This is a genomic window from Polaromonas sp. (assembly GCF_030689685.1).
Taxonomy (GTDB): domain Bacteria; phylum Pseudomonadota; class Gammaproteobacteria; order Burkholderiales; family Burkholderiaceae_C; genus Polaromonas.
The window spans coordinates 13,208-37,821 of record NZ_JAUYEY010000012.1 but is presented as its reverse complement, the minus strand read 5'-3'; the positions used below and the strand labels follow the sequence as shown (position 1 = coordinate 37,821).

Genomic DNA, 24,614 nt, shown 5'->3' with positions numbered 1-24,614 from the left:
ATAAAGAAGCAGCGCCCTATCCCGGTGAACAGCCTTTCCCCGCCCACAAGGCGGTTTCAGCCCCACGACTGGAGACAAGATGAACGCCCCCCTGCCTGAACACATTCGCAAGGCCCTCGAGACTGTCACGCTCGACGACAAATACAGCCTGGACTATGGCCAGGCCTTCATGAGCGGCGTTCAGGCGCTGGTCAAGCTGCCCATGCTGCAGCGCCAGCGTGATGCCCTGCAGGGTAAAAATACCGCTGGTTTCATCAGCGGTTACCGTGGCTCCCCGCTGGGCGGCTATGACCAGTCACTCTGGAAAGCTTCCAGTTACCTGAAGGCACAGAACATCGTGTTTCAGCCCGGTGTCAATGAAGAACTCGCCGCCACTGCGCTGTGGGGCACGCAGCAGCTGGGTTTTTCACCGCCCGGCACCAACAAGTTCGACGGTGTGTTCGGCATCTGGTACGGCAAGGGGCCCGGCGTGGACCGCTGCTCTGACGTGTTCAAACATGCCAACATGGCTGGCACCACGCCCTGGGGCGGTGTGATTGCGGTGGCCGGCGACGACCATGTTGCCAAAAGCTCGACTGCGGCGCACCAGAGCGACCACATCTTCAAGGCCTGTGGCCTGCCCGTGTTTTTTCCGGCCAATGTGCAGGAAATTCTTGACCTGGGTGTGCACGCTTTCGCCATGAGTCGCTTTTCCGGCGTCTGGGCGGGCATGAAGACCATCCAGGAAATTGTGGAGTCCAGTGCCACCGCGATGATCGATCCTGAGCATGTGCAAATCAAGCTGCCGACCGACTTCCAGATGCCGCCCGGCGGCGTGCACATCCGCTGGCCTGACGCCGCGCTGGATCAGGAAGCCCGCCTCTTCGACTACAAATGGTATGCCGCGCTGGCTTACATCCGTGCCAACCGGCTCAACTACAACGTGATCGAGGGCCCGAATGACCGCTTCGGCATCATCGCCAGCGGCAAGGCCTACAACGACACGCGTCAGGCTCTGATCGACCTGGGCCTGGACGACGCGGCCTGCCGCCAGCTCGGCATCCGCCTGCACAAGGTCGGGGTGGTCTGGCCGCTGGAAGCCCAGGGCACACGCGAGTTCGCGACCGGCCTGCGGGAGATTCTGGTGGTGGAGGAAAAGCGCCAGGTCATCGAGTACCAGCTCAAGGAAGAACTCTACAACTGGCGCGCCGACGTGCGTCCCAACATCTATGGCAAGTTCAACGAGGTCGAGGGCGACTTCAGCGGCGGCGAGTGGTCCATGCCGAACCCGACGGCCAATACCCTGCTGCGCGCCAATGCAGACCTGTCGCCCTCATTGATCGCCAAGGCGATTGCGCAGCGCGTGCGCAAGCTGGGCCTGGACAGCGCCATGACGGCCCGCCTCGATGCGCAACTGGCCATCCTGGAGGCCAAGGAGCGCTCGCTGCAAGTGCTCGAAATCAAGGCCGACCGCCAGCCCTGGTTTTGCTCGGGCTGTCCGCACAACACCTCGACCAAGGTGCCCGAAGGTTCGCGCGCCATGGCCGGCATTGGTTGCCATTTCATGGCTTTGTGGATGGACCGCAGCACCTCCGGCTTCACCCAGATGGGCGGTGAGGGCGTGCCCTGGGTTGGCCAGCAACCCTTCACCACCGACCAGCACATTTTTGCCAACCTCGGTGACGGCACTTATTTTCACAGCGGTTCACTGGCCGTGCGCCAGTCGATTGCGGCCGGTGTCAACATCACCTACAAGATTCTCTACAACGACGCAGTCGCCATGACTGGCGGCCAGCAGGTCGGCGAGCGGCCCGAGGGCCACTCGGTCGTGCAGATTGCCCAGTCCATGCGTGCCGAAGGGGCGGCGAAAATTGTGGTGGTGACCGACGAGCCGGAGAAATACGACGCCCTTCGACAGGCTCAGGATGCACGGCTTCCAGACGGCGTGACCATCCACCACCGCGACGAACTTGACGCCATCCAGCGGCAGTTCCGCGACATCAAGGGCACGACCGTCATCATTTACGACCAGACCTGCGCCACCGAAAAGCGCCGCCGCCGCAAGCGCGGCAGCATGGTCGATCCGGCGCGCCGGGTGGTCATCAATGAGCTGGTCTGCGAAGGTTGCGGCGACTGCGGTGTGCAGTCCAACTGCCTGAGCGTCGAGCCGCTGGAAACCGAATTCGGCCGCAAGCGCCAGATCAACCAGTCCACCTGCAACAAGGACATGTCCTGCCTCAAGGGCTTTTGCCCGAGTTTTGTGACCGTCGAAGGCGGCCAGCTCAAGAAAAAGGCCAAAGGTAAGGCCGCGTCGTCGTTCGAGATGGGCGCCCTGCCGGAGCCGCGCATCCCGAGCGCCGAAGGTGTCAACGGCAAGGTCTGGGGCATCGTGGTGGCCGGCGTTGGCGGCACCGGGGTCATCACCATCGGCCAGTTGCTGGGCATGGCCGGACACATCGAAGGCAAGGGCATCGTCACGCAGGACGCCGGTGGCCTCGCGCAAAAAGGCGGCGCCACCTGGAGCCATGTGCTGATTGGCGCGACGCAGGACGACATCCGCACTACCCGCGTCGGCATGGCCGGCGCCGACCTGATCATCGGCTGCGACCCGATCGTGGCGGCCGGCAAGGAGACGGTGCTGCGCATGCGAGAGGGCCGCACCCATGTGGCGCTCAATTCATACAGCACGCCGACAGCCGCCTTCGTGCACAACGCCAACTGGCAGAACCCGGCCGAGGCCTGTGCCGCTGAAATCGTCAAGGCGGTGGGCGTGACAGGTGTGGGCGCCTTCAATGCCGATGCGGCGTCCACCCAACTGATGGGCGACAGCATCTACACCAACCCCATGATGCTGGGCTATGCCTGGCAAAAGGGCTGGATCCCGCTGGAATACGCCTCGCTGATGCGCGCCATCGAACTCAACGCCGTGGCGGTGGACAACAACAAGACTGCTTTTGAGTGGGGCCGCCGCGCTGCCCATGACCCGGCGTCAGTGGACCGGCTGTCGACATCCGCGCAGGTGATTGCCATGCCGGCTCCGCGCCATGGCCTGGCCGAATGGGTGGCACGCCGCGTGGCCTTTCTGACCGACTACCAAAATGCGGCCTATGCAAAGCGCTATGAAAGCTTCGTGGGCCGCGTGCAGCAGGCCGAATCGGCGCTGGGCAAGACCCAACTCACCCAGGCGGTCGCCAGATATTTGTTCAAGCTGATGGCTTACAAGGATGAATACGAGGTCGCGCGCCTGCACACCGACCGCAGCTTCCATGACAGAGTCGGCGCGATGTTTGAAGGCGACTACAAGCTCAACTACCACCTGGCTCCGCCCCTGATTGCCAAAACCAACGACAAAGGCGAGCTGCAAAAGCAGAAATTCGGCCCCTGGATGCTGAGCGCGTTCAAGGGGCTGGCCAGACTCAAGGGCCTGCGTGGCACCGCGCTGGACCCGTTTGGTCGGACCGACGAACGCCGGATGGAGCGTGCGCTGATCGTTCAGTACGAGGGCAGCATCGAAGAGATCCTCAAGAGCCTGGATGCTGGCAATCATGCGGCGGCCGTGGAAGTTGCACGTATTCCGGAACTCATCAAGGGATACGGCCATGTGAAGGCGCGTCATGTCGACCTTGCCCAGCCGCAATGGGCCGAAGCGCTGGCCGCTTTCCGGCGGCCGACTTCGGGCAAACAGCAAATGGCCGCCTGACCCCGGCTGAGCCCATCGCTGGGGCTTGAGCCAAAAAGCGCTGGTTTTTGCCGGCGCAGCCTGACGCCGCTCATAGAGTCCCCCTCTTCACGCGGGTTACAACTTTTTACCTGCGGCCGGCCGCATACAATCAGGCTCTCTGCGTCCCGTGGTGTGACCTGGGGTGCCCGATTATTGTTGTGGAGTTTGCCGTGTTTATTTCTTCCGCGTTTGCCCAAACCGCCCCTGCCGTAGCTGCTGAGGGCGGCATGATGTCTTCTCTGACCAGCATGCTGCCGCTGGTGCTGATGTTTGTAGTGCTGTATTTCGTGATGATCCGCCCGCAGATGAAAAAACAGAAGGAGCATCGCGCCATGATTGATGCACTGGCCAAGGGCGACGAAGTGGTGACGGCCGGCGGCCTGCTTGGCAAGGTCACCAAGATGGGCGATGCATATCTGGGTGTAGAAGTCGCTACTGGCGTTGAAATCCAGTTGCAGCGCAGCGCCATCGTCCAGATTCTGCCCAAGGGCAGCATCAAGTAAGCAGAAGACAGAAAACGTTTTTTCAGGGTGGGCAGGCGCCGACCCTCCAGTCCCTTCGTTTCCCAGGAACAGCACGCTCATGAATCGTTATCCGGTCTGGAAGTACGCGATCATCGTCGTCGCCTTGTTGATTGCCGCTTTGTACACGCTGCCGAATTTTTTTGGCGAGGCGCCTGCCGTGCAGGTGTCCAGCGCCAAACCCGGCGTGAAGATCGACAGCAGCACCGTCGCGCGCGTGGAGCAGGCCTTGAAGGACGCTGGCATCCCCCCCGATGCGGTGACTTTTGACGCCACCTCGGTCAAGGCCCGTTTTGGTGACACCGACACGCAGCTCAAGGCCAAGGACGCCATTGAAAGGGCGCTGTCTCCCGACCCGGCTTCGCCTTCCTACATCGTGGCCCTCAATTTGTTATCGCGTTCGCCCGCCTGGCTGACCGCGCTCAATTCCCGTCCGATGTACCTGGGGCTGGACTTGCGCGGCGGCGTGCATTTCATGCTGCAGGTGGACATGCAGGCCGCGTTGACCAAAAAAGCGGAATCGCTGGCTGGCGATTTGCGCCTGGTGTTGCGTGAGAAGAACATCCGGCACGGCGGTATCAACCGCAATGGCCAGACCATCGAGGTCAAACTCCGCGATACGGCCACGTTGGAGGCCGCCAAGCGGATTCTCCTGGACCAGTTTCCCGATCTGCAATCGGTCGATACACCGGACGGCGCGGAGTACAAGGTGGTTGCGCGTATCAAGCCGGAGGCGGCCCGTTTGGTGCAGGAGCAGGCGCTCAAGCAGAACATGGTCACCTTGCACAACCGCATCAACGAATTGGGTGTGGCAGAACCGGTGATCCAGCAGCAGGGCCTGGACCGCATCGTGGTGCAGCTACCTGGTGTGCAGGACACGGCCAAGGCCAAGGACATCTTGGGCCGCACGGCCACACTGGAAATGCGCTTGGTCGATGAAAGCAGCGAAGGCCGCGCCGCCGAGCTGGGTTCCGGGACCGTGCCTTTCGGTTCGGAGCGTTTTCTTGAGCGTGATGGCCGGGCCGTGATCGTCAAAAAGCAGGTGATCATCACCGGTGAGAGCCTGACCGACGCTCAGCCCGGCTTTGACTCACAAAGTCAGCAGCCCAAGGTGGACCTCACGGTGGATGCCAAAGGTGGCCGCATCATGCGCGACACCAGCCGCGAAAACGTAAAAAAACGCATGGCCATTGTGCTGTTTGAAAAAGGCAAGGGCGAGGTGCTGACGGCACCGGTCATTCAGAGCGAGTTGGGTAACCGCTTCCAGATTTCTGGTTCCATGAGCGTGGTTGAAGCCAATGACCTGGCACTGTTGCTGCGCGCCGGTTCGCTCGCCGCCCCTATGGAAATCATCGAGGAGCGCACCATCGGCCCCAGCCTGGGCGCAGAGAATATTGCCAAGGGTTTCAACAGCGTGACCTGGGGTTTCCTGGTGATCGTGGCCTTCATGTGCGCGTATTACATGTTGTTCGGGCTGTTTTCGGGCCTGGCCCTGGCGGTGAACCTGTTGTTGCTGGTTGCGATTTTGTCCATGTTGCAGGCAACGCTGACCTTGCCGGGCATGGCCGCCATGGCGCTGGCCCTGGGCATGGCGATCGACTCCAACGTGTTGATCAACGAGCGGGTGCGCGAAGAGTTGCGCAACGGCGCGTCGGCGCAGGCCGCCATTCATACCGGTTATGAACGCGCCTGGGCCACCATTCTTGACTCCAACATCACGACGCTGATTGCCGGCCTGGCTTTGCTGGCCTTTGGCTCGGGGCCGGTGCGCGGGTTTGCGGTGGTGCATGTGATCGGCATCCTGACCAGCATGTTCTCGGCGGTGTTTTTCTCGCGCGGGCTGGTCAATCTCTGGTACGGTCGGCAAAAGAAGCTCAAATCCGTGTCCATTGGAACGGTGTGGCGGCCGGCCGGCAGCGCGGGTGTTCCTGCCAAGTCCGGCAAATCGGCGTCATCAGCGAGCTAGACAACAGAACAAGAAGGAGAGGACGCCATGGAATTTTTCAAGATCCGCAAGGACATCCCGTTCATGCGGCATGCCCTGATCTTCAACGTGATTTCATTCACCACCTTTGCCTTGGCGGTGTTTTTTCTGTTCTCGCGCGGCCTGCATCTTTCGGTGGAGTTCACCGGTGGCACGGTGATGGAAGTCAGCTACTCGCAGCCCGCCGATGTTGAAAAGGTCCGCAGCACCGTGGCCGGCCTCGGTTTCACAGATGTTCAGGTGCAAAATTTCGGCACAGCGCGTGACGTGATGATTCGCCTGCCGGCGCAAAAAGGCGTGACAACCGCGCAACAAAGTGACAAGGTGATGGAGGCCCTGAAGGCCGGGGACCCGCAGATCGTGCTGCGCCGCACGGAATTTGTGGGTCCGCAGGTCGGGGAAGAACTGGCCCAGGATGGTCTGAAGGCGCTGGCCATGGTGGTGGTCGGCATCATGATTTACCTGGCTTTTCGCTTCGAGTGGAAGTATGCCGTATCCGCCATCATTGCCAACTTGCATGACATTGTCATCATCCTGGGCTTTTTTGCATTCTTCCAGTGGGAGTTTTCGCTTTCGGTGCTGGCGGCGGTGCTGGCGGTTCTTGGTTATTCGGTCAATGAGTCCGTGGTGATTTTTGACCGCATCCGCGAAAACTTCCGTCGTTACCGCAAGATGGACACCACCGAGATCATCGACAACGCGATCACGTCGACCATCAGTCGCACCATCATCACGCATGGCTCCACCCAGATCATGGTGCTGTCGATGCTGCTATTCGGTGGACCGACGCTGTTTTATTTTGCGCTGGCGCTGACCATCGGTATTTTGTTTGGTATTTATTCTTCGGTGTTTGTGGCTGCGGCCATCGCCATGTGGCTGGGCATCAAGCGGGAAGACCTGGTCAAGCCTGCTGCGGGGAAAAAGGACGACAACCCGAACGATCCCAATGCCGGAGCGACGGTGTAATCAGCCTGTTTTACAACTGACACGGCTGTGGCTACAAACAACAAAGAGGATCTTCGTCTGGCTCGCCAGGCGCGTGAGCAGTTTGTTGCCTGTGCCGCAGGTGTGATGCCGACGCTGGCCGCAGACATCAAGGCCCGCTTGTCCGCGGCGATGGATGTGGCCGGAAACGCCCGCGAGATGCAAGACCGCCGCGACGGCTGGATGTCGTTCCAGGAAAACGAAACCATCTGGGTTGACGCCACAATGGCGGCCTGGAAGAAAGCGCTGGTTGCACCAGTGGCTACTGCCTCCATGCCGCTGGACAGCGGAAAATTCGAGTTGATGGGCAATGAGGTGATGGAGAACAAGATCCTCGCCTCGCGGCTGGCCCTGCGTCTTCTGGACAGCGCCAGTTGGGAGCTCAACGATCTGCGACTGCGCATTCAGGGGCTGGAGGGGGTTCTCGAACTGGCCAAGGAAGACATTTTGCGGCCCGAAGTCCTGTCGCAAAACCTGGTCGAACAATGGACGCTGGCCCCCCTGTCGCGGGAGCTGTGGCTCACGGTGCAGGACCTGATCCAGCAACGCCTGACCGCACATCTGCTGGAGGCCTACCGAGCCGCCAACGAATTCCTGATCAAGGAAAACGTCATGGTGGACATTGACCGCCGGGCACTGGTCAAACGCACACCTTCTGCGGTTCCGAATGCGCCTGCGGCCAAGCTGTCCAGGCCTGCGGGCATGGCGTCGGGCGAGCGGACCTCCACGCCCTCGGCTCCCGGCCGACATCCCGATGACAGCCCCGGATACGGTGGGCCAGGTGGCTCCGGCGGACAGCGGGGCGAGCTTGAAACCGGCTGGGATGCAGCGAGTGATTCTGTATCTGCTCCAACAAATGGGGCTGGCGCCGGGCGTGCGGGCGGGGGAGGTGGCGCGAGCAATTTCGGCGCCGACTCCGCCGAACGGCCTGGACGTGGGTCCACAGGCGTTGGTAGTGGTAGTGGTAGTGGTAGTGGTAGTGGTAGTGGTTCCAAGGCTGGTCGCGAGGGGACAAGCTCGGAAAAGGCTGCGGGCAGGCGCGACATCCAGGATGAAACCCGTATGCAAACCGGCACCTCGCCGCTGGCGCGGGCGCGAATGCGGGCGCAGGGCGTCATGGGTCACCTCAAGCGGCTGTTGTCCGACCATGCCGTCGAGTTCGACCAGACCCGTGCCCAGCAGCCCTCGCCGCAATTGGCCCAAGCCCTGGCCAGGACGTCGTCCGGCGGTGGCAACAGTTACGAAGGCACCATGGTCGATGCGCCGGACCAGATTTATGGTGTGGCGCAGGTCGAGCAGGCAGCGGGTGCCTTGCGCCAGCACACCAGCGTGCTCAAACAGGCGGCATCCACATCGAGCGAAAAAGCCACCATCGAAATCGTGGCGTTGATGTTTCAGAGCATTTTGGCGGAAGACCGGATTCCGCCCGCAGTCCGGGTGTGGTTTGCCCGGCTGCAGATGCCGGTGCTGCGCGTGGCGATTTCCGAGCCCGAATTTTTTGGCTCCCTGCAGCACCCGGCACGCCGCCTGATTGACCGCATGGGCTCCTGCGTCCTGGGCTTTGACGCGACGGTGTCGGGCAGCGCGCTTGAAATCGAAGTCAAACGTGTGGTGCAGGTGATCGAACAGTATCCCGAGACCGGCCGGCGTGTGTTTCAACTGGTCTACGACGAATTCCAGAAATTCCTGTCAAAGTTTCTTTCCGAGCAGGGCAGTGCCGCGCGTGTGGTCACGGTGGCCCAGCAGCTAGAGCAAAAAGAGACCATGGCCATCCAGTACACCATTGAGATGCGTAACATGCTCAATGACATGCCGGTGCGCGAAGAAATTCGAGAATTCCTGTTCAAGATATGGGCTGAAACGCTGGCCATTGCCGCCATGAAAAATGGCCCCCAGCACAATGACACGATCACGCTCAAGCAGGCTGCGGCCGATCTGGTCTGGGCTGCCAGCGCAAAGCCGAACCGCAATGACCGGGCGCGCGTGATTGCCGATTTGCCCAAGTTGCTTCAATTGCTGCGACAGGGCATGTCCATGCTGGGCATGGCGACGCTAGTGCAGGACCAGCACCTCAAAATCATCAGCGAGACGCTGGCTGACGCCTTCATGTCCAAAACCGATGCCATCTCACTCGAGCGTATCGACGAGATGGCCAAGCGGCTGGCCAACCTGGAAGACTATCTGTCGGACGAGGATGTGGGCGACCTGCCGCTGGACACTGAAAACCTGGTCATGATGATTGGCATCGATGCCTCCGGCCTTGCGGTCATTGCCGATGGTGGCAGCCGGCCCAGCGAGGCCATGCGCGCCTGGGCGCAGGAGCTTCAAGTCGGGGCCTGGTTCAGTCTGGACCACAATGGCCAGGTCAGCCATGTGCAGTTCGCCTGGCGCAGTGACCGCAAGCAGTTGCATTTGTTTGCGTCCGCCGACGGCCGCAACTTCCTGATCCAGGCGCGCCGGCTGGCGGCTTATTTGCAGGCCGGCCTGTTGGTGCCGACCGAAGACGAAGCGCTGACCGTGCGTGCGACGCGCGATGCACTGGCCAAACTGGATGCCAATCCCGAGCGCTTGTTAGGCTGAATATAGCCCCCACGGTCGCTCACTGCGTGTAGCTCCCTGCACCTTGCAGGCCGCCGCTCGCCAGAGGCTTCGCTTCTGATGCCTGTCCAAACCTGCTCAAGCAGGTTCGGAGCCGCAGGCACCAGCCCCGAGGGGGCCGCTGCGCCTGCGGACTGGCGAAGCCAGATCCGCGGCCCCGGCTGGTGAAGAGACCGCCCGTCAAGCGCTTGGCGAAGGCAAGCTTCTTCCGGCTACACGCAGTGAGCGAACGTGGGGGCTTTAATCAATGCGCTACACGAAACTCCGCGTCATCGCAGAGTTCGTCGAGCACCAGGGCATCGGGCTCTTCGCCAAAGCTCCAGTAGACCATCAGCACAATGACTTTGAGGTCGTCCAGCGCGAGCGGGTCGCCCGGCGCGGCCATGGCGCGGTCCATGACAATTTCCCGCATGTGCGGCGGCAACACGCCCGAGGATTCCAGGAAACTCACGAAACCCAGGGCTTGCGCGCCCAGGTGTTCCTGCTCGGCCACCGAGTACACGCGCAGGCTGGCAGCGGACTGGGGCTGAAATCCTGTTGCGGCGATGGTGGTCTTCACGAGCTGGCTGCCGGCCACGCAAGCGGTCTCCGGCAGGCCAATCTGGGTGTTCTGGGCGGCAATGTTCAGGCCATTGAGCCAGACCAGAGCTGCCTGAATCTCTTCGGCTTCAAAGCCGACCGCCGTCAGTTTGCGGCTCAGTTGGTGCAACTCGGGGCAGGCGTCGCCCTGCCAATAATTTTCGTAAACATACACCAGCACTTCAAACATGCGTCCAATATAACGCAGTTGGGCGCCGCCCCCGCAGGTCTGGCAGTGCCTGCCGGACTCAGCCCAGGGAGATCCGCTGAAACAGGCCTCCGGGCAAGCGCGTGATCACATCGGCCAGTTCCAGTTCCAGCAACTGGCCTTGCAATTCGGACGTGGGCAGCCCGGTGCGTGCCTGCAGCGCGTCCAGGCTGACAGGCTCGAAACCCATGGCGGACAGCAGCGGCGCTTCCTCCGGTTCGTCATCGCTGTCAGGGCTGGCGTTCGCTGTGGTCGCCGGATAGGGCAGACGGAGTTCTTCCAGAACGTCCTGCGCCGACTCGACCAGCTTGGCCCCCTGCTTGATCAGCGCGTGGCAGCCGCGCGACTGCGGGGAGTGGATGGAACCCGGAATCGCAAACACATCCTTGCCCTGTTCGGCGGCCAGCCGCGCGGTGATCAGTGAGCCGGATTTCAGCGCCGCCTCGACCACCAGCGTTCCCTGCGACAAGCCGGAAATAAGGCGATTGCGCTTGGGAAAGTTTGCGGTCAGCGGTGGCGTGCCCAGTGGAAACTCGCTGATGATCAATCCGCCCTGTGCAATCCGGTGTGCCAGGTCCCGATGCTTTTTCGGGTACACCCGGTCCACGCCAGTGCCGACGACCGCAATCGTTGTTCCACCGCCCAGCAAGGCGCCGTCGTGGGCCGCCCCGTCCACGCCCAGCGCCAGGCCGGACACCACGCACAGATCGGCCGCGCCGAACACTTTGGCAAATTGCCGTGCATTGCTCTCGCCTTGCGGCGTCGGGTTGCGGCTGCCCACCATGGCCAAACAAAGCGCTCTGTTTTTAATAGCAGCTTGCGCTTGTGTACCAAGGGCTCCAAGCATATAAAGCATGGAAGGCGGGTCTTCGATGTCGAGCAGTGCTGCGGGGTAGCAGGAATCCCCCAGCGTGACCACCTGCCGGTTGTCGCCCGCCTGCAACCACTCTAAGGTGGCCTGCAACTGGGCGCCCAAAGTGTCAGGCACAGTCTGCAGGGCATCCGCCAGTTTGTCGGAGCCTAGCTGACGCAGGGTGCTGGCGGATTGCTCAAAAATGGCCTGTGCTGACCCAAAAGCCGCCAGCAGCTTGCGCGACGCGGTGTTGCCCAGTCCGGGCGTCAGCGTCAGGCGCAACCAGGCGCCAAGTTCAGCGGCTTCCATGGCGGGTCGCTGGGCGTTGTCGAGGTCGGCTTGTTTTAGTTCGGATTGACGAAGCGGTCACCCACTTTGGCGCCGTCGCTGACCTGCAAGACCAGGGCATAAGACAGTTTTTCAAAGGTGCGAAAAACGATCAGCAAGCCATTGCGCTCGTTCGGCAGTCTGATCTGGCTTCGGGCTGAGTCGGTACGGTCGGGCACCCGGGCACCACTTTGCTGAAGCGCCATCACATGGCCACGCTCCAGACCGTCTCGGGCACCGCGATTGAGCACGACCACCTGGTTGCCGGCGGCAAAACGCACGGCGCTGCCATAAATCGACACAATTTGTCCGTCGATCTGCGTGGTCGGCGCGCGCGGCACGTAACTCAGCAGTTCGCGGGGAGGCTCCGCAACCAGTCGGTCGCCGACACGCATTTCTTCTTTGGCTACGACGATGTCGATGGTCGCCGGCACAACCTCCGTCGATACCTTGCCGTCCTTGCCGGTGAGGTCGGCCGTCGTTTCGCCGCGGATCAACTCAGCCTTGCCAACAAACTGGGCCTCGTAGCCAAGAATTTCACCGGTGCTCGGGTCTTTCAAGGGCGTGGCATTGCGGAAAACGCGGTAGTCCACCGGTTCGCCTTTGGCGGTGCTCAGGGGTTTGCCGCCTTCCCTGCTGCTGTAGGCGCCACGGGCATAGGCGCGGTCGCCTCGGCTGAGCAAGACGCGGCCCTCCTGGGTGGCCACGATGCGCGGTGCCAGGGCAAAAGTTGCCTCATCAACAATCAGCGCTTCGGAAAGAAAGGGCTCGATGGCCTGCGGCGACAGGGTGGGAACCGCAGCGTCAGCCAGCGACTCATAACGTGTGCGTGGCGATACCCGCACCGTGCCGCCTGGAGCGCCGTCGGCCCCTCGGCGGGTGCGCAGGGTCGCGCGGCCGTTGGCCTTGTCCAGATAAAGCTGCTGGCCGGGGTAAATGCGGTGCGGGTTGCGGATGTCTTCCAGGTTCATGCCCCAGAGTTCGGGCCAGCGCCACGGGCTTTTAAGGAACATGCCGGAGATGGCCCACAGGGTGTCACCGCGTTTGACGGTGTATTCGTCCGGTGCATTGGGCACCAGGTCGACCAGCGGCACGCCGGTCTGGGCGACCTGATGGGCCGTGGCCCGCTGGCCGGGCGTGATCGGGAAATTCTGGGCATGCAAACCTGCCGTGCCCACCAGCAGGGCTGCCGCCATTGAAATTTGACTGAAACGACCAGACATAGTTTGCATCTTGAGGCCCTTGGGGCTGGCATGGCCTGTGGTGAAGGGGCCGGATGCCGCGTTTGTAACTTGATAAATCACTAGCGATTTTGTACTTAAGCCTTTGATTAGGCAACGAATATGCGGTTTCGCAACGACCCGAGTGCTGAAAATTAGCGAAAATTAGCGAAAATAGCGACATCTGATTGCTTGCGACCATGACCCAACTGACCATTCTTCGCTACCCCGATCCGCGCCTGCATACCGTGGCCAAGCCGGTGCCTGCCGTGGACGCGCACATCCGTGTCCTGGTGGACGACCTGCTGGAAACCATGTACGCGGCCGAGGGCATAGGCCTGGCCGCCAGCCAGGTCAATGTTCATGAACGCGTCGTTGTCATTGATGTCAGCGAAAGCCGTGACCAGCCGCTGGTGCTGATCAACCCCGAGCTTGTCTGGTCCAGTCCCGAGACCCAGATCAATGACGAAGGCTGTCTGTCGGTGCCCGGCGTCTATGACGGCGTGGAGCGGGCCAGCGCCATCAAGGTCCAGGCGCTGGACCTGGACGGCAAGCAGCAAACCCACAGCGCCGAAGGGCTGCTGGCCGTGTGTGTGCAGCATGAGATGGACCACCTGATGGGCAAGGTCTTTGTCGAATATCTGTCGCCGCTCAAGCGCAACCGCATCAAGACCAAGATGATCAAGCAACAGAAGTAGCCCCCACGTTCGCCCACTGCGTGTCGCTCTCTGCACCTTGCAGGCCGCCGCTCGTCGGAGGCTTCGCTTCTGGCGCCTGTTCAAACCTGCGGCCCGGCAAAGCCGGTTCTGCCGCCCCTGCTTGAAGGAAGAGCCCCCACGGTCGCTCGCCGCGCCTGCGGTCCGGCTGCGAAATCTTGGCGAATGAAAATTTCCTTGACGCCGCGTTCACCTTCAACCGTCGGCGAAAATGCCAGATGCGCATTATTTTTGCCGGTACCCCTGAATTCGCCCGCGTGGCGCTGGCGCAACTCCACGCCGCCGGTTTTGACATCCCCCTGGTGCTGACACAGCCGGACCGCCCGGCCGGCCGCGGCATGAAGTTGCAGGCCTCGGCCGTCAAGCAGTTTGCGCTGGAAAACAACCTGTCCCTGGTCCAGCCGCGCAGCCTGCGGCTCGACGGCAAAACCCCGGAAGATGCGGCTGCCGCACGGGCTGCGATTCTGGCCGCGCAGGCCGACGCCATGGTTGTGGCAGCCTATGGCCTGATCCTGCCGCAATGGGTGCTGGATCTGCCCAGACTGGGCTGCTTCAACATTCACGCTTCGCTGTTGCCGCGCTGGCGCGGCGCGGCGCCGATTCACCGCGCCATCGCGGCCGGCGATAGCGAGACCGGCATCACGCTGATGCAGATGGATGCCGACCTGGACACTGGCGACATGCTGCTGGTTGAAAAACTCGCGATTGCCGCTACGGACACTACCGGCTCACTGCACGACAAACTCGCCACCTTGGGTGGGCGTTTGATGGTCGAGGCGCTGGAGCTGGCAGCTTGCGGCGGGCTTAAACCCGTTCCGCAACCAGAGCAGGGCATCAGCTATGCGCACAAGATAGAAAAATCGGAGGCGCTGATTGACTGGCGCCAGCCCGCCGAAGTGATAGGTCGGCGCATCCGGGCCTTTGACCCCTTCCCCGGCGCCTACACCACTTTCGGCGGCGAAATCATCAAGCTCTGGAAGTTTGACACCGGCGGCAGCCCGGAGCAGCCCGGCCAGGACGGCGGGACCATTTTGTCTGCCGATGAGGCCGGAGTGCGGGTGGCCTGCGGCCAGGGTGTGCTGCGCCTGACCGAACTCCAGCGCGCTGGCGGCAAGCGCCTGGGCGTGGCTGATTTTCTGCGCGGGTTTGACTTGAAGCCCGGCATGGCTTTCGGAAAGTAAGCCCGGTGTTTCTGCGTCCTGCCCATTACCGCCATCCTGAATTTCGTCAAGGTGCCCGCGACATGTTGGCCGTGGCGCCGGGCATCGCCGCCTGGGGCCTGATGACCGGCGTGGCCATGGCCAAGTCCGGCATGAGCGTGCTGGAAGTCATCTTGATGACGGTGTTGGTGTACGCCGGCAGCGCGCAGCTGGCCGCCATTCCGCTGCTGGCGGCGGGCGCGCCAATGTGGGTGATCCTCGCCACCGCTGGTTGCGTGAACCTGCGGTTTGTTGTGTTCAGCGCGCACCTGCGTGTTTACATGATGCATTTGCCCCGCTGGGAGCGCATGCTCACCGGTTTTCTGACTGCGGATCTGACCTATGTGTTATTCACCCGCCGTTTTCCCGACCCCAGCGACGACCCGGCTCAGCGCCTGGCGCAACAGGCGTACCTGGCGGGCAATTGCGGCCTCGGCTGGTGCAACTGGGTGAGTTTCAGCCTGCTGGGCATGGCTCTGGCCAATTTCATTCCGGGCGCGTGGGGCTTGGGGTTTGCCGGCATCCTGGCGCTGCTGGGCATCGCGTGCTCCTTGACCTCCACCCGCTTGCGCGTTGTGTCTGCCGGTGTGGCGGGCGCGGTGGCCGTGGCGGCTTTCGCGCTGCCGTTCAAGCTTAATATTCTGGTGGCCATTGCGGCGGCGGTGGCTGTTTGCCTGCTGCTGGAAAAGCCGGCAACACCGCCGACACCGCGGTCCAAACCGGGGGCCGCAGCATGACGGACGGATGGACCGTGCTGACCATTGTTGGCCTGGCGCTGGTGTCTGTGGTGACGCGCTCATTCTTTTTTATCTCAAGCAAACCCTGGTCCTTGCCGGACTGGGCGCAGCGCGGCCTGCACTACGCACCGATTGCGGCCCTGTCGGCGGTCATCATCCCGGAGATCGTGATGACCCAGGGCGCGCTGATCAGCACCTGGCAGGACGCGCGCGTGTTTGCTGCGCTGGCGGGTGCCGGCTGGTTTTTCTGGCGCAAAAGCGTGTTGGGCACGATCCTGGCCGGCATGGCGGTCTACCTGCCCTTGCATGTCGGACTCGGCTGGTAAAGGACGGCAGGCTTGCGGTCTGCTTCTACAATTATTTTCACAGCACCGATCACTTTCCACTCTCTCTTTGCGAGCTTGCCATGAAATTCATCCGCTTTTCCGATCTCTGCGCCCAGGGCCTGGTCCAAGGCCGGCGCGTGTTCATCCGCGCCGACCTGAACGTGCCGCAGGACGATGCCGGCAAGATCACTGAAGACACCCGCATCCGCGCCTCGATCCCCTGCATACAAATGGCCCTGGACGCCGGTGCGGCGGTGATGGTGACCTCGCATCTGGGCCGGCCGACCGAAGGCGTGTTCAAGCCCGAAGACTCGCTGGCGCCGGTGGCAAAACGCCTGGGCGAGCTGATGCAGCGCGAGGTGCCGCTGAAGTCCGGCTGGGTCGATGGTGTCAATGTCCAGCCCGGTGAGCTGGTGCTGCTGGAGAACTGCCGGGTCAACAAGGGCGAAAAGAAAAACGACGAAGCACTGGCCCGCAAGATGGCCGCACTCTGCGACATCTTTGTGCATGACGCTTTCGGCACCGCACACCGCGCCGAGGCCTCGACCTACGGCATCGCACAGTTCGCCACAACCGCCTGCGCCGGCCCGCTGCTGGCGGCAGAAATGGACGCAATCTCCAAAGCGCTGGCCAACCCAAAACGCCCGCTGGTGGCCATCGTGGCCGGCAGCAAGGTCTCGACCAAGCTCACCATTTTGGAGGCGCTGGCCGGCAAGGTGGACCAGCTGATTGTGGGGGGCGGTATTGCCAACACCTTCATGCTGGCCAGCGGATTGCCGATTGGCAAAAGCCTGGCCGAGCGTGAGCTGCTCGACGAAGCCCGTGCGGTGATGGCAGCGATGAAGGCGCGCGGCGCCGAAGTGCCGATTCCCACCGATGTGGTGACTGCCAAGTCCTTCAGCGCCGACGCCACAGCCACCGTCAAGTCTGCTGCTGATGTGGCGGACGATGACCTAATACTCGACATCGGCCCGCAGACCGCGAAACAACTGGCTGACCAGTTGATGGCTGCTGGCACCATCGTCTGGAACGGGCCGGTCGGCGTGTTCGAATTTGCGGCCTTTGAAGGCGGTACAAAAACCATCGCCGAAGCGATTGCCGCCAGCAGCGCCTTCAGCATCGCTGGCGGCGGCGACACGCTGGCCGCGATTGCCAAATACGGCATCGAGAAAGATGTGGGTTACATCTCCACTGGCGGCGGCGCTTTTCTGGAAGTGCTGGAGGGTAAAACCCTGCCGGCGTTCGAGATTTTGCAGCGGCGTGCCTAAGACCAGGGACCCGCGACGCTCCTGATTTGATAGCTGTTCGTTCCCGTTCGCATTGGGCTGGCAGCACTTTTTGTATGCGCTCGCCGGACGACACGGCATACGGCCATGATCTGGATCAAAGCGCCGCGCCGCGCGGGTCGATAAGCTCCAGAAGCACTTTTGGAGAACCTGCATGGCCCACCTCGAATGGTCTGACGCCCTGTCGCTCGACCTGCCCCTCATGGACGATACCCACCGGGAGTTTGTCGACCTGCTTGCCCAGGCCCAGGGCGCTGGCGACGACTGTCTGGCCGCCGCCTGGCAGGACCTGATCACCCACACCGACGCGCATTTCGGACAGGAAGACCGCTGGATGCTGGCGACCCGTTTCGCCTCGACCAACTGTCACAGCATGCAGCACAAGGTGGTGCTGCAGGTGATGCGCGAAGGCGCTGCGCAGGCCGCCGATGGCAAGCTGGGCGCCCTGCGTGCCATGGCCAGTGAACTGGCGCTGTGGTTTCCGCAGCATGCGCAGAGCATGGACGCGGCGCTGGCGCTGCACTTGCGCCGCGCCGGCTACGACCCGCTCACCGGTGTGGTGAACCGTCCTGAGGACCTGCCTGCCGGCCTCGTCGAAGGCTGCGGTAGCGCCGCCTGTTCAGACGCACTGCCGGCCTGAGGTCAGGAGGCGCGGGTCCTCACTGCGCCGGGCGCAGTGCGCTGGTGGGCCGGCCCGCAAAGTCGGTCCAGCAGTTGCGCGTGAAGTCATACAGCTTGCAAGCGCGCGCGGTCTCGAAGTACCAGCGCCAGGAAAAACGCTGGATCACGATGCGGCCTGGCAACAAGTCTTCCAGCATCTTCTGCGCTTCCTTGAGTTTGTACAGCGGGATGCTCATGTCCACGTGGTGGGCGGTGTGCTCCATGATGTGGTGTAGCATGGCGCCTATCTGCAGCGGAAAGGTCAGGTGCACCGTGGTCGAGACAAAGGGCTGGGCGCGCTGCCAGGCGGCGCGATCATCGTGCCAGGACACCTTCACATGGGTGTGGTGGCCGTAGATGACAAAGCCCATCATGTTGAACCAGAAAAACAGCGGCAGGGCAAAGCCCAGGGCCAGCAGCCAGGCCACCGATTGCTGCGTGGCCAGTGCGGCCCCCACCAGGCCGCCGATCCACAGCACGGCAAAAAAGCTGACCAGCAGGCAGTCCCAGGTGAAAACGGCGCGGCGCGTGTTGCTCAGACTGCCCTGGCGCGGAAACATCATCTTTTTCCACCAGATCTCGACCATGTAATACAGACCCGGCCCCCAGCCACTGCGGTAAATGCGCTGCATCAGTCGGCCCGGTGGCGACAGTGCGGCGAATTCCTGCTGCGTCAGCGGCGCCCACACAAAATCCACGCCCTTGAGGTTGGTGAAGCCGTGGTGCACCACGTTGTGGCCCACATCCCAGAGGCTGTAGGCGGTCAGCGAAGGCAAAAATGCGATGCGCGCCAGCCAGCGGTTGAGCTTGCGCGAAGGCGTCAGGCTCTGGTGGCAGCCGTCGTGACCGATCACAAACAGCCGGCCGATGACAAAACCGGCGGCCAGCCCGCAGGCCGCCATGGCCCAGACCGAATCAAACAGCACCACCCCGGCGATCAGCAGGGCCAGCAGACTGAAATCAACAGCCAGCAGCGCCAGCGCACGCCAAGTGCTGCGCTGGCCCAGCGGCAACAGCCAGCCACGGATGACCTTGCGGTGCGGCAAGGGCGTGTCTGCCGCCAGCGGAGGTGGAAGGGTCAATGGGTGTACTGTGGTTTCAGGCAGGGGTGTCATGGACAAAACTTGCGGCGGGTTAATACATTGCCTCGCGGGCGCCGCAGGGGCGCCGCGTGGGTGGCTATTTGATTCTGCGGGCCGCGCCGGCAGCGGGCTCTGACCAGGATCAATACACATTCAGGGAGTGCGACAAAGTTTGTACCATGCCGTTCCGCGCGCCGGCTGGGCCATACCCCGGTCGCACAGAGGGCGTTGGTAACCGGCATGTAACCTTTTCGTGTGAAAATCAGAAACTAAATTACAGGAGACAGCCATGAACATGCAGCGCCGCGGAACCAAAATTGTTGCCACGCTGGGCCCCGCGTCCAGCGACCCGGCCCTGCTTGAGCAAATGATCCGCGCTGGTGTCAATTGCGTGCGGCTCAACTTCAGCCACGGCACGGCGCAAGACCACATCGACCGTGCCAAGCTGGTGCGCGAGGCGGCCACACGCGCTGGGCGCGAGGTCGCCATCATGGCCGACCTGCAGGGGCCGAAAATCCGCGTCGGCAAGTTTGCCGAAGGCAAGGTGCAGCTTGAAACCGGCATGAAGTTTGTGCTGGACGCCTCCCGCACCGAGCCGGGCGACATCAACGGCGTGGGCCTCGATTACAAGGAGCTGCCGCGCGACGTGAAAGCCGGCGACACCCTGCTGCTCAACGACGGTCTGATCGTCATGACGGTGGACGCGGTGCGTGGCGAGCAGGTGCACGCGACCGTGAAGATAGGCGGCGTTCTGTCCAACAACAAGGGCATCAACAAGCAGGGCGGCGGCCTGACGGCGCCCGCGCTGACGGCCAAGGACATGGAAGACATTCGCACCGCGATGAGTTTCCAGGCCGACTATGTGGCGGTGAGTTTTCCGCAGAACGCCAGCGACATGGAGATGGCGCGCCAGCTCTGTAACGTGGCCGGCGCCGAGTACCGCCACAAGCCGGGGCTGATCGCCAAGATCGAGCGTGCCGAGGCGATTCCGAACCTGGAATCCATTTGCCGTGCCAGCGACGGCATCATGGTTGCGCGCGGCGACCTGGCCATCGAGGTTGGCAATGCTGCGGTGCCGGCGCTGCAAAAACGCATGATCCGCATGGCGCGCGAGCTCGACAAGGTGGTCATCACCGCGACCCACATGATGGAGTCCATGATCACCAACCCGGTGCCCACACGTGCCGAGGTCAGCGACGTGGCCAATGCCGTGCTCGACGGCACCGATGCGGTGATGACCTCGGCCGAAACCGCCGCCGGTCGTTACCCGCTGGAGACCATCATCGAGATGGCCAACATCTGCGCCGAAGCCGAGAAGGCCGAGGACGTCAAACTCGACGCCGACTTTACCGGCATGACCTTCGCACGCATCGACCAGTCGATTGCCATGGGCGCGCTGTTCACGGCCTACCACCTGGGCTGCAAGGCCATCGTGGCGCTGACCGATTCTGGTTCGACCGCGTTGTGGATGAGCCGACATCGCATCCACATTCCGATCTACGCCCTGACCCCCAAACTGGCGACCCAGCGCAAGATGGCGCTGTACCGCAATGTGCGCCCCTTGCTGATGGACCAGAGCGTCGAACGCGACACGGCGCTGGGCGATGCCGAGGCGCACCTGAAAGAGCGCGGCATTGTCGCCAGCGGTGACATTTACGCCATCACCTGCGGTGAACCCATGGGTGCACCGGGCGGCACCAACATGCTCAAGATCTGCCGGGTTGAGTGATCAAACTGGGCTTCAGCCCATATCCAGTGGGCATAGTCAGCTATCAAAAACATAGCTGTTGTACAAAACCAGAAGGTCGGCGATTTTGAATCTGACGGCGCCCGTGCGGCGTAGTCAGAAGATGACTCTCCGAAACCCCCTTCTTTCGCGTCGTGGCTGGCTCGGTCTGGCGTCGGTGCTTGGCCTGGTGGCGCTTTCCGGCTGCTCGGCATCGGGCGCGCTCAATGCCCTGGTGCCCAGCGACAGCTACAAGCTGCGCACCGATGTGGCTTATGGCCCGGATGCGCGCCAGCGCCTCGATATGTATTTGCCACTGGTGCGGCGCACGCCCGGTCCGGTCGTGGTGTTTTTTTACAGCGGTAGCTGGACCACGGGTGACCGTGCCAGTTATCGCTTTGTCGGCGAGGCGCTGGCTTCCCGCGATATTGCGGTGGTGGTGGCCGACTACCGGCTCAGCCCCCAGGTGAAATACCCGGTGTTCCTGCAGGACAGTGCGCAAGCGATGCGTTGGACTTTTGACCATCTGGGCGAACTTGGGGCCGGCCCGCGCCAGGTGTTTGTCATGGGCCACAGCGCCGGCGCCTACAACGCTGCGATGCTGGCGTTGGACGCGCGCTGGCTCACCGGCGCAGGGCTCCAGCCCGCCCAACTGGCCGGCTGGATCGGCCTGGCCGGACCCTATGACTTTTTGCCCATAGGCAACCGCGACGTGCAGGTCGCCTTCGAGTGGCCGGGCACGCCCGACGATTCGCAGCCGTTGGTGCATGCCTCGAAAAATTCGCCGCCGGCACTGCTGTTGGCCGCGCGCGGCGATACCACGGTCAACCCGGTGCGCAACTCTGAAGCCCTGGCCCGCCGTCTCAAAGCCGCTGGCGTGCCGGTGGACTTGCAGATGTACGACCGGGTCAGCCACGTCACGCTGGTGGCCGCGCTGGCCACGCCGCTGCGTGGCCTGGCGCCGGTGCTCGACGACATCACGCGTTTCATCGCCCAGCCAAGGGCTTGAACGCGCGCGGGCTTCTGCAGGCGATGCACGGTGTGCCCACACCCTGCGGGTAAAATGGGGGGAGTCACCCTCCGGTTACCTCCGGGTTACCTGCAACTTGTCATCTAAGGAATATTTCTATGGCACTTGTTTCCATGCGCGAGCTGCTGGACCACGCAGCAGTTTATGGCTACGGCATTCCGGCTTTCAACGTCAACAACCTCGAACAGGTGCAGGCCGTGATGGAGGCCGCCAAAGAAACCGGCGCACCCGTCATCCTGCAGGCCAGCGCCGGTGCACGTAAATATGCCGGCGAGGCTTTCATCAAACACCTGATCCAGGCTGCCATCGAGATGTACCCGAACATTCCGCTGGTCATGCACCAGGACCACGGTCAGAGCCCGGACGTCTGCCAAGGCGCGATCAACCTGGGCTTTTCTTCCGTGATGATGGACGGCTCACTCGAAGGCGACGGCAAGACGATTGCCAGCTACGAGTACAACGTGGATGTGACCAAAAAAGTGGCGCAACTGGCGCACAAGGTGGGTGTCACGGTGGAAGGCGAGCTCGGCTGCCTCGGCTCGCTGGAGACCATGAAAGGCGACAAGGAAGACGGCCACGGCACCGACGCGACCATGACGCGCGAGCAGTTGCTGACCGACCCCGAGCAGGCGGCAGACTTCGTCCGGCAGACGCAGATCGATGCGCTGGCGATTGCCATTGGCACCAGCCATGGCGCCTACAAGTTCACGCGCAAGCCCACCGGCGACATTCTGGCGATTGACCGCATCAAGGAAATCCACAAACGCATCCCCAGCACGCATCTGGTGATGCACGGCTCGTCCTCGGTGCCGCAGGATCTGCTGGCCATCATTCGCCAGTACGGCGGCAACATGAAGGAAACCTATGGCGTGCCGGTGGAAGAAATTCAGGAAGCCATCAAACACGGCGTGCGCAAAATCAACATCGACACCGACATCCGCCTGGCCATGACCGCCGCAGTGCGCAAATTTCTGGCTGAAAACCCGGAAAAGTTTGACGCACGCGAATGGCTCAAACCCGCGCGCGAAGCCGCTAAGGCGATCTGCAAGCAGCGTTACATCGAGTTCGGCTGCGAAGGCCAGGGCGCCAAAATCAAGGGCGATACCCTGCAGGTGGTGGCTGCCAGGTACGCCAGGGGCGAGTTGGCGCAACTCGTTCACTGAGCGAAGCGATGGCATAATTGGCGTACACATCAGAGGTGTATAGCCATGAACACACGAACCAACATCGTTTTAGACGACGACCTTGTTGCCCAGGCCATGATCCTGGCGCGGGTGACGACCAAGAAGGCTGCGGTTGAAGCCGCCTTGCGTGCCTACGTGCGCAAGCCTGATTACTCGGGCATCCTGGCCTTGAGCGGCAAGGGTTTGATTGATCCTGATTACGACCCCAAAGGCTTCTTCGGTTTGACGCAAGAAGCTTTGGCGCGCCGCGGTTTGCACACCTTTGAAGATGCACGCATTGCACATGAAAATCAGTTGGATGGTTTTCATAAAAAAACTTCAAGACCTGCCAAGTCGGGCGTGACGCGCAAACGCCCTGCGCTTGACGCGGCGTGATTGTTGATACATCTGCCTGGGTTGAGTTTTTGCGTGGCACGGGTTCACGCTCCGACCTGGCACTTCGCAGGGCATTCAGAAACAGCAGTCCCTTGTGGATACCAGAAGTCGTGTACCGCGAGGTCTTGCAAGGCGCTGGCAGTGTGCGGCATTTCATGCAGTTGCAAGCCGCTCTTGATGAGATACGACCGTACATCAGCCCAGAGCCTCTTGAATTGGCGCGAAGTGCCGCTTTGCTTTACGCCCGTTGCCGCTGGCAAGGCATCACGATTCGCAGCCCGAACGACTGCCTGATCGCCGCCTGCGCTATCGAAGCAGATGTAGCCCTGCTGCACGCCGACCGTGATTTTCTGATCCTCGCCTCCATTGACAAGCGCCTGCAACTTTTATGACGACTGTTCACACCTCCTCTCTCACTTCCCTGCCGCTGCTTGCCAGAGGCAAGGTTAGAGACAACTACGCCGTCGGCAAAAACCGCCTGCTGATGGTGGCCAGCGACCGCCTCAGCGCCTTTGACGTGATCATGGGCGAGCCGATTCCGGGCAAGGGTGTGCTGCTGACACAAATGGCTTTGTTCTGGTTTGACAAACTGGGCCACCTCTGCCCGAATCACCTGACCGGCGAAGCGCCGGAAAGTGTGGTCACACCCGCCGAGGTGCCGCAGGTCACGGGCCGCTCCATGCTGGTCAAACGCCTGAAACCGATTCCGGTCGAGGCTGTGGTGCGCGGCTACCTGGCCGGCAGCGGCTGGAAGGAATACCAGGACAGCCAGGCGGTCTGCGGTGTGCCGCTGCCGCCGGGGCTGAAAAATGCGTCCAAGCTGCCCACCCCCATCTTCACGCCGGCGGCCAAGGCGGCGGTGGGCGAGCACGATGAAAACATCAGCTACGAGCAGGTGGTGAAAGTCGTCGGCGCTGAGCTGGCCGCGCAGATCCGCGACCTCAGCATCCGCATTTACGAAGCGGCGGCGGCCTTTGCGCTGACCAAGGGCATCATCATTGCCGACACCAAGTTCGAGTTCGGCCTCGATGAAAACGGCACGCTGACCCTGATGGACGAGGTGCTGACGCCCGACTCCTCGCGCTACTGGCCGGTCGAGGGCTACGAGGCTGCTTTTGCTCTAGGGGCCAACCCGCCCAGCTACGACAAGCAGTTTGTGCGCGACTGGCTGGAGCAGACCCTGGTCAATGGCAAGCCCTGGGACAAAACCCCACCGGCACCGCGTGTGCCGCAGGACGTGGTCGAAAAAACCGCCGCCAAGTACCAGGAAGCACTGGCGCGGCTGACGGCCTGAGCCGCTGGCCCACGCCTTGGTCTAA

Annotated in this window: 21 protein-coding genes; 17 read left to right on the top strand and 4 right to left on the bottom strand. The window is 62.2% G+C overall.

The features are described 5' to 3' along the window. The first annotated feature begins 79 nt into the window (after positions 1-79). The 5 genes from Q8O29_RS03505 (at position 80) to Q8O29_RS03485 (ending at position 9,769) form a co-directional block, all read left to right on the top strand. The gene (locus Q8O29_RS03505; RefSeq protein ID WP_305560676.1) at positions 80-3,679 is read left to right on the top strand and encodes an indolepyruvate ferredoxin oxidoreductase family protein; all 3,600 of its coding nucleotides are present in this window, start codon (positions 80-82) and stop codon (positions 3,677-3,679) included. A 191-nt stretch (positions 3,680-3,870) separates the two neighbouring features. Beyond that, complete coding sequence (gene yajC / locus Q8O29_RS03500; protein ID WP_305560675.1) at positions 3,871-4,203, top strand: preprotein translocase subunit YajC; 333 nt, start codon at positions 3,871-3,873, stop codon at positions 4,201-4,203. A gap of 79 nt (positions 4,204-4,282) precedes the next feature. Continuing rightward, on the top strand, positions 4,283-6,187 hold the full coding sequence (gene secD / locus Q8O29_RS03495) for a protein translocase subunit SecD (protein WP_305560674.1): 1,905 nt from the start codon (positions 4,283-4,285) through the stop codon (positions 6,185-6,187). Positions 6,188-6,214: 27 nt separating this feature from the next. Then, positions 6,215-7,171 carry a protein translocase subunit SecF gene (gene secF, locus Q8O29_RS03490; RefSeq protein ID WP_305560673.1) on the top strand — a complete coding sequence of 319 codons (957 nt, stop codon included), beginning with the start codon at positions 6,215-6,217 and terminating at the stop codon, positions 7,169-7,171. Between the two features lie 27 nt (positions 7,172-7,198). Further along, the gene (locus tag Q8O29_RS03485; protein WP_305560672.1) at positions 7,199-9,769 is read left to right on the top strand and encodes a DUF1631 family protein; all 2,571 of its coding nucleotides are present in this window, start codon (positions 7,199-7,201) and stop codon (positions 9,767-9,769) included. Positions 9,770-10,031: 262 nt separating this feature from the next. Here Q8O29_RS03485 and Q8O29_RS03480 read toward each other — a convergent pair whose 3' ends face one another. Genes Q8O29_RS03480 through Q8O29_RS03470 form a run of 3 tightly spaced genes read right to left on the bottom strand, consistent with a single transcriptional unit; the run spans position 10,032 to position 12,950 of the window. Next, positions 10,032-10,556 (bottom strand): DUF494 domain-containing protein, encoded by a 525-nt coding sequence (locus Q8O29_RS03480; protein ID WP_305560671.1) that lies wholly within the window; start codon positions 10,554-10,556, stop codon positions 10,032-10,034. A 58-nt stretch (positions 10,557-10,614) separates the two neighbouring features. After that, a complete protein-coding gene (dprA, locus tag Q8O29_RS03475) occupies positions 10,615-11,736 on the bottom strand; it encodes a DNA-processing protein DprA (RefSeq protein ID WP_305560670.1) in 1,122 nt (373 codons plus the stop codon). A gap of 35 nt (positions 11,737-11,771) precedes the next feature. Next, positions 11,772-12,950, bottom strand: a complete 1,179-nt coding sequence (locus Q8O29_RS03470; RefSeq protein WP_305560669.1) for a LysM peptidoglycan-binding domain-containing protein — start codon at positions 12,948-12,950, stop codon at positions 11,772-11,774. A gap of 224 nt (positions 12,951-13,174) precedes the next feature. On the opposite strand from Q8O29_RS03470, the gene def reads away from it, so the two are divergent. The 6 genes from def to Q8O29_RS03440 all read left to right on the top strand — a co-directional run bounded on the left by def (position 13,175) and on the right by Q8O29_RS03440 (position 17,878). Then, positions 13,175-13,672, top strand: a complete 498-nt coding sequence (gene def, locus Q8O29_RS03465) for a peptide deformylase (RefSeq protein ID WP_305560668.1) — start codon at positions 13,175-13,177, stop codon at positions 13,670-13,672. Positions 13,673-13,908: 236 nt separating this feature from the next. Continuing rightward, positions 13,909-14,871, top strand: a complete 963-nt coding sequence (fmt, locus tag Q8O29_RS03460) for a methionyl-tRNA formyltransferase (RefSeq protein WP_305560667.1) — start codon at positions 13,909-13,911, stop codon at positions 14,869-14,871. 5 nt (positions 14,872-14,876) lie between these two features. After that, entirely contained in the window at positions 14,877-15,626 is a 750-nt protein-coding gene (locus Q8O29_RS03455) for an AzlC family ABC transporter permease (protein ID WP_371134141.1), read from the top strand. Beyond that, entirely contained in the window at positions 15,623-15,952 is a 330-nt protein-coding gene (locus Q8O29_RS03450) for an AzlD domain-containing protein (protein ID WP_305560665.1), read from the top strand. The genes Q8O29_RS03455 and Q8O29_RS03450 overlap by 4 nt, the downstream gene beginning before the upstream one ends. Positions 15,953-16,032: 80 nt before the next feature. Further along, complete coding sequence (locus Q8O29_RS03445) at positions 16,033-17,220, top strand: phosphoglycerate kinase (protein WP_305560664.1); 1,188 nt, start codon at positions 16,033-16,035, stop codon at positions 17,218-17,220. A gap of 172 nt (positions 17,221-17,392) precedes the next feature. After that, positions 17,393-17,878: a hemerythrin domain-containing protein gene (locus Q8O29_RS03440; RefSeq protein WP_305560663.1), complete on the top strand. Its 486-nt coding sequence runs from the start codon at positions 17,393-17,395 to the stop codon at positions 17,876-17,878. 19 nt (positions 17,879-17,897) lie between these two features. Here the strand turns inward: Q8O29_RS03440 and Q8O29_RS03435 are convergent, their stop codons facing one another. Continuing rightward, entirely contained in the window at positions 17,898-19,013 is a 1,116-nt protein-coding gene (locus tag Q8O29_RS03435; RefSeq protein WP_371134140.1) for a fatty acid desaturase, read from the bottom strand. A 262-nt stretch (positions 19,014-19,275) separates the two neighbouring features. Here Q8O29_RS03435 and pyk point away from each other — a divergent pair, with 262 nt between their 5' ends. The 6 genes from pyk to Q8O29_RS03405 all read left to right on the top strand — a co-directional run bounded on the left by pyk (position 19,276) and on the right by Q8O29_RS03405 (position 24,589). Then, on the top strand, positions 19,276-20,709 hold the full coding sequence (gene pyk / locus Q8O29_RS03430; RefSeq protein ID WP_305560705.1) for a pyruvate kinase: 1,434 nt from the start codon (positions 19,276-19,278) through the stop codon (positions 20,707-20,709). 121 nt (positions 20,710-20,830) lie between these two features. Further along, positions 20,831-21,715, top strand: coding sequence for an alpha/beta hydrolase (locus tag Q8O29_RS03425; protein ID WP_305560661.1), 885 nt, complete (start codon positions 20,831-20,833; stop codon positions 21,713-21,715). 119 nt (positions 21,716-21,834) lie between these two features. Continuing rightward, positions 21,835-22,899 (top strand): class II fructose-bisphosphate aldolase, encoded by a 1,065-nt coding sequence (fba, locus tag Q8O29_RS03420; protein WP_305560660.1) that lies wholly within the window; start codon positions 21,835-21,837, stop codon positions 22,897-22,899. A 45-nt stretch (positions 22,900-22,944) separates the two neighbouring features. Beyond that, positions 22,945-23,295, top strand: a complete 351-nt coding sequence (locus Q8O29_RS03415; RefSeq protein WP_305560659.1) for a type II toxin-antitoxin system VapB family antitoxin — start codon at positions 22,945-22,947, stop codon at positions 23,293-23,295. After that, positions 23,292-23,687, top strand: a complete 396-nt coding sequence (locus Q8O29_RS03410; protein ID WP_305560658.1) for a PIN domain-containing protein — start codon at positions 23,292-23,294, stop codon at positions 23,685-23,687. Before Q8O29_RS03415 ends, Q8O29_RS03410 begins: the two co-directional genes overlap by 4 nt. Beyond that, positions 23,684-24,589 carry a phosphoribosylaminoimidazolesuccinocarboxamide synthase gene (locus Q8O29_RS03405; RefSeq protein WP_305560657.1) on the top strand — a complete coding sequence of 302 codons (906 nt, stop codon included), beginning with the start codon at positions 23,684-23,686 and terminating at the stop codon, positions 24,587-24,589. Before Q8O29_RS03410 ends, Q8O29_RS03405 begins: the two co-directional genes overlap by 4 nt. Positions 24,590-24,614 lie beyond the last annotated feature (25 nt).

Bases quoted from the DNA above. Each gene is read 5' to 3' on its own strand.
- Q8O29_RS03505 (WP_305560676.1), top strand. From the start codon at position 80: ATGAACGCCCCCCTGCCTGAACACATTCGCAAGGCCCTCGAGACTGTC.
- secD (WP_305560674.1), top strand. From the start codon at position 4,283: ATGAATCGTTATCCGGTCTGGAAGTACGCGATCATCGTCGTCGCCTTG.
- secF (WP_305560673.1), top strand. From the start codon at position 6,215: ATGGAATTTTTCAAGATCCGCAAGGACATCCCGTTCATGCGGCATGCC.
- Q8O29_RS03480 (WP_305560671.1), bottom strand. From the start codon at position 10,556: ATGTTTGAAGTGCTGGTGTATGTTTACGAAAATTATTGGCAGGGCGAC.
- dprA (WP_305560670.1), bottom strand. From the start codon at position 11,736: ATGGAAGCCGCTGAACTTGGCGCCTGGTTGCGCCTGACGCTGACGCCC.
- Q8O29_RS03470 (WP_305560669.1), bottom strand. From the start codon at position 12,950: ATGGCGGCAGCCCTGCTGGTGGGCACGGCAGGTTTGCATGCCCAGAAT.
- def (WP_305560668.1), top strand. From the start codon at position 13,175: ATGACCCAACTGACCATTCTTCGCTACCCCGATCCGCGCCTGCATACC.
- fmt (WP_305560667.1), top strand. From the start codon at position 13,909: ATGCGCATTATTTTTGCCGGTACCCCTGAATTCGCCCGCGTGGCGCTG.
- Q8O29_RS03450 (WP_305560665.1), top strand. From the start codon at position 15,623: ATGACGGACGGATGGACCGTGCTGACCATTGTTGGCCTGGCGCTGGTG.
- Q8O29_RS03445 (WP_305560664.1), top strand. From the start codon at position 16,033: ATGAAATTCATCCGCTTTTCCGATCTCTGCGCCCAGGGCCTGGTCCAA.
- Q8O29_RS03440 (WP_305560663.1), top strand. From the start codon at position 17,393: ATGGCCCACCTCGAATGGTCTGACGCCCTGTCGCTCGACCTGCCCCTC.
- Q8O29_RS03435 (WP_371134140.1), bottom strand. From the start codon at position 19,013: ATGACACCCCTGCCTGAAACCACAGTACACCCATTGACCCTTCCACCT.
- pyk (WP_305560705.1), top strand. From the start codon at position 19,276: ATGCAGCGCCGCGGAACCAAAATTGTTGCCACGCTGGGCCCCGCGTCC.
- Q8O29_RS03425 (WP_305560661.1), top strand. From the start codon at position 20,831: ATGACTCTCCGAAACCCCCTTCTTTCGCGTCGTGGCTGGCTCGGTCTG.
- fba (WP_305560660.1), top strand. From the start codon at position 21,835: ATGGCACTTGTTTCCATGCGCGAGCTGCTGGACCACGCAGCAGTTTAT.
- Q8O29_RS03415 (WP_305560659.1), top strand. From the start codon at position 22,945: ATGAACACACGAACCAACATCGTTTTAGACGACGACCTTGTTGCCCAG.
- Q8O29_RS03405 (WP_305560657.1), top strand. From the start codon at position 23,684: ATGACGACTGTTCACACCTCCTCTCTCACTTCCCTGCCGCTGCTTGCC.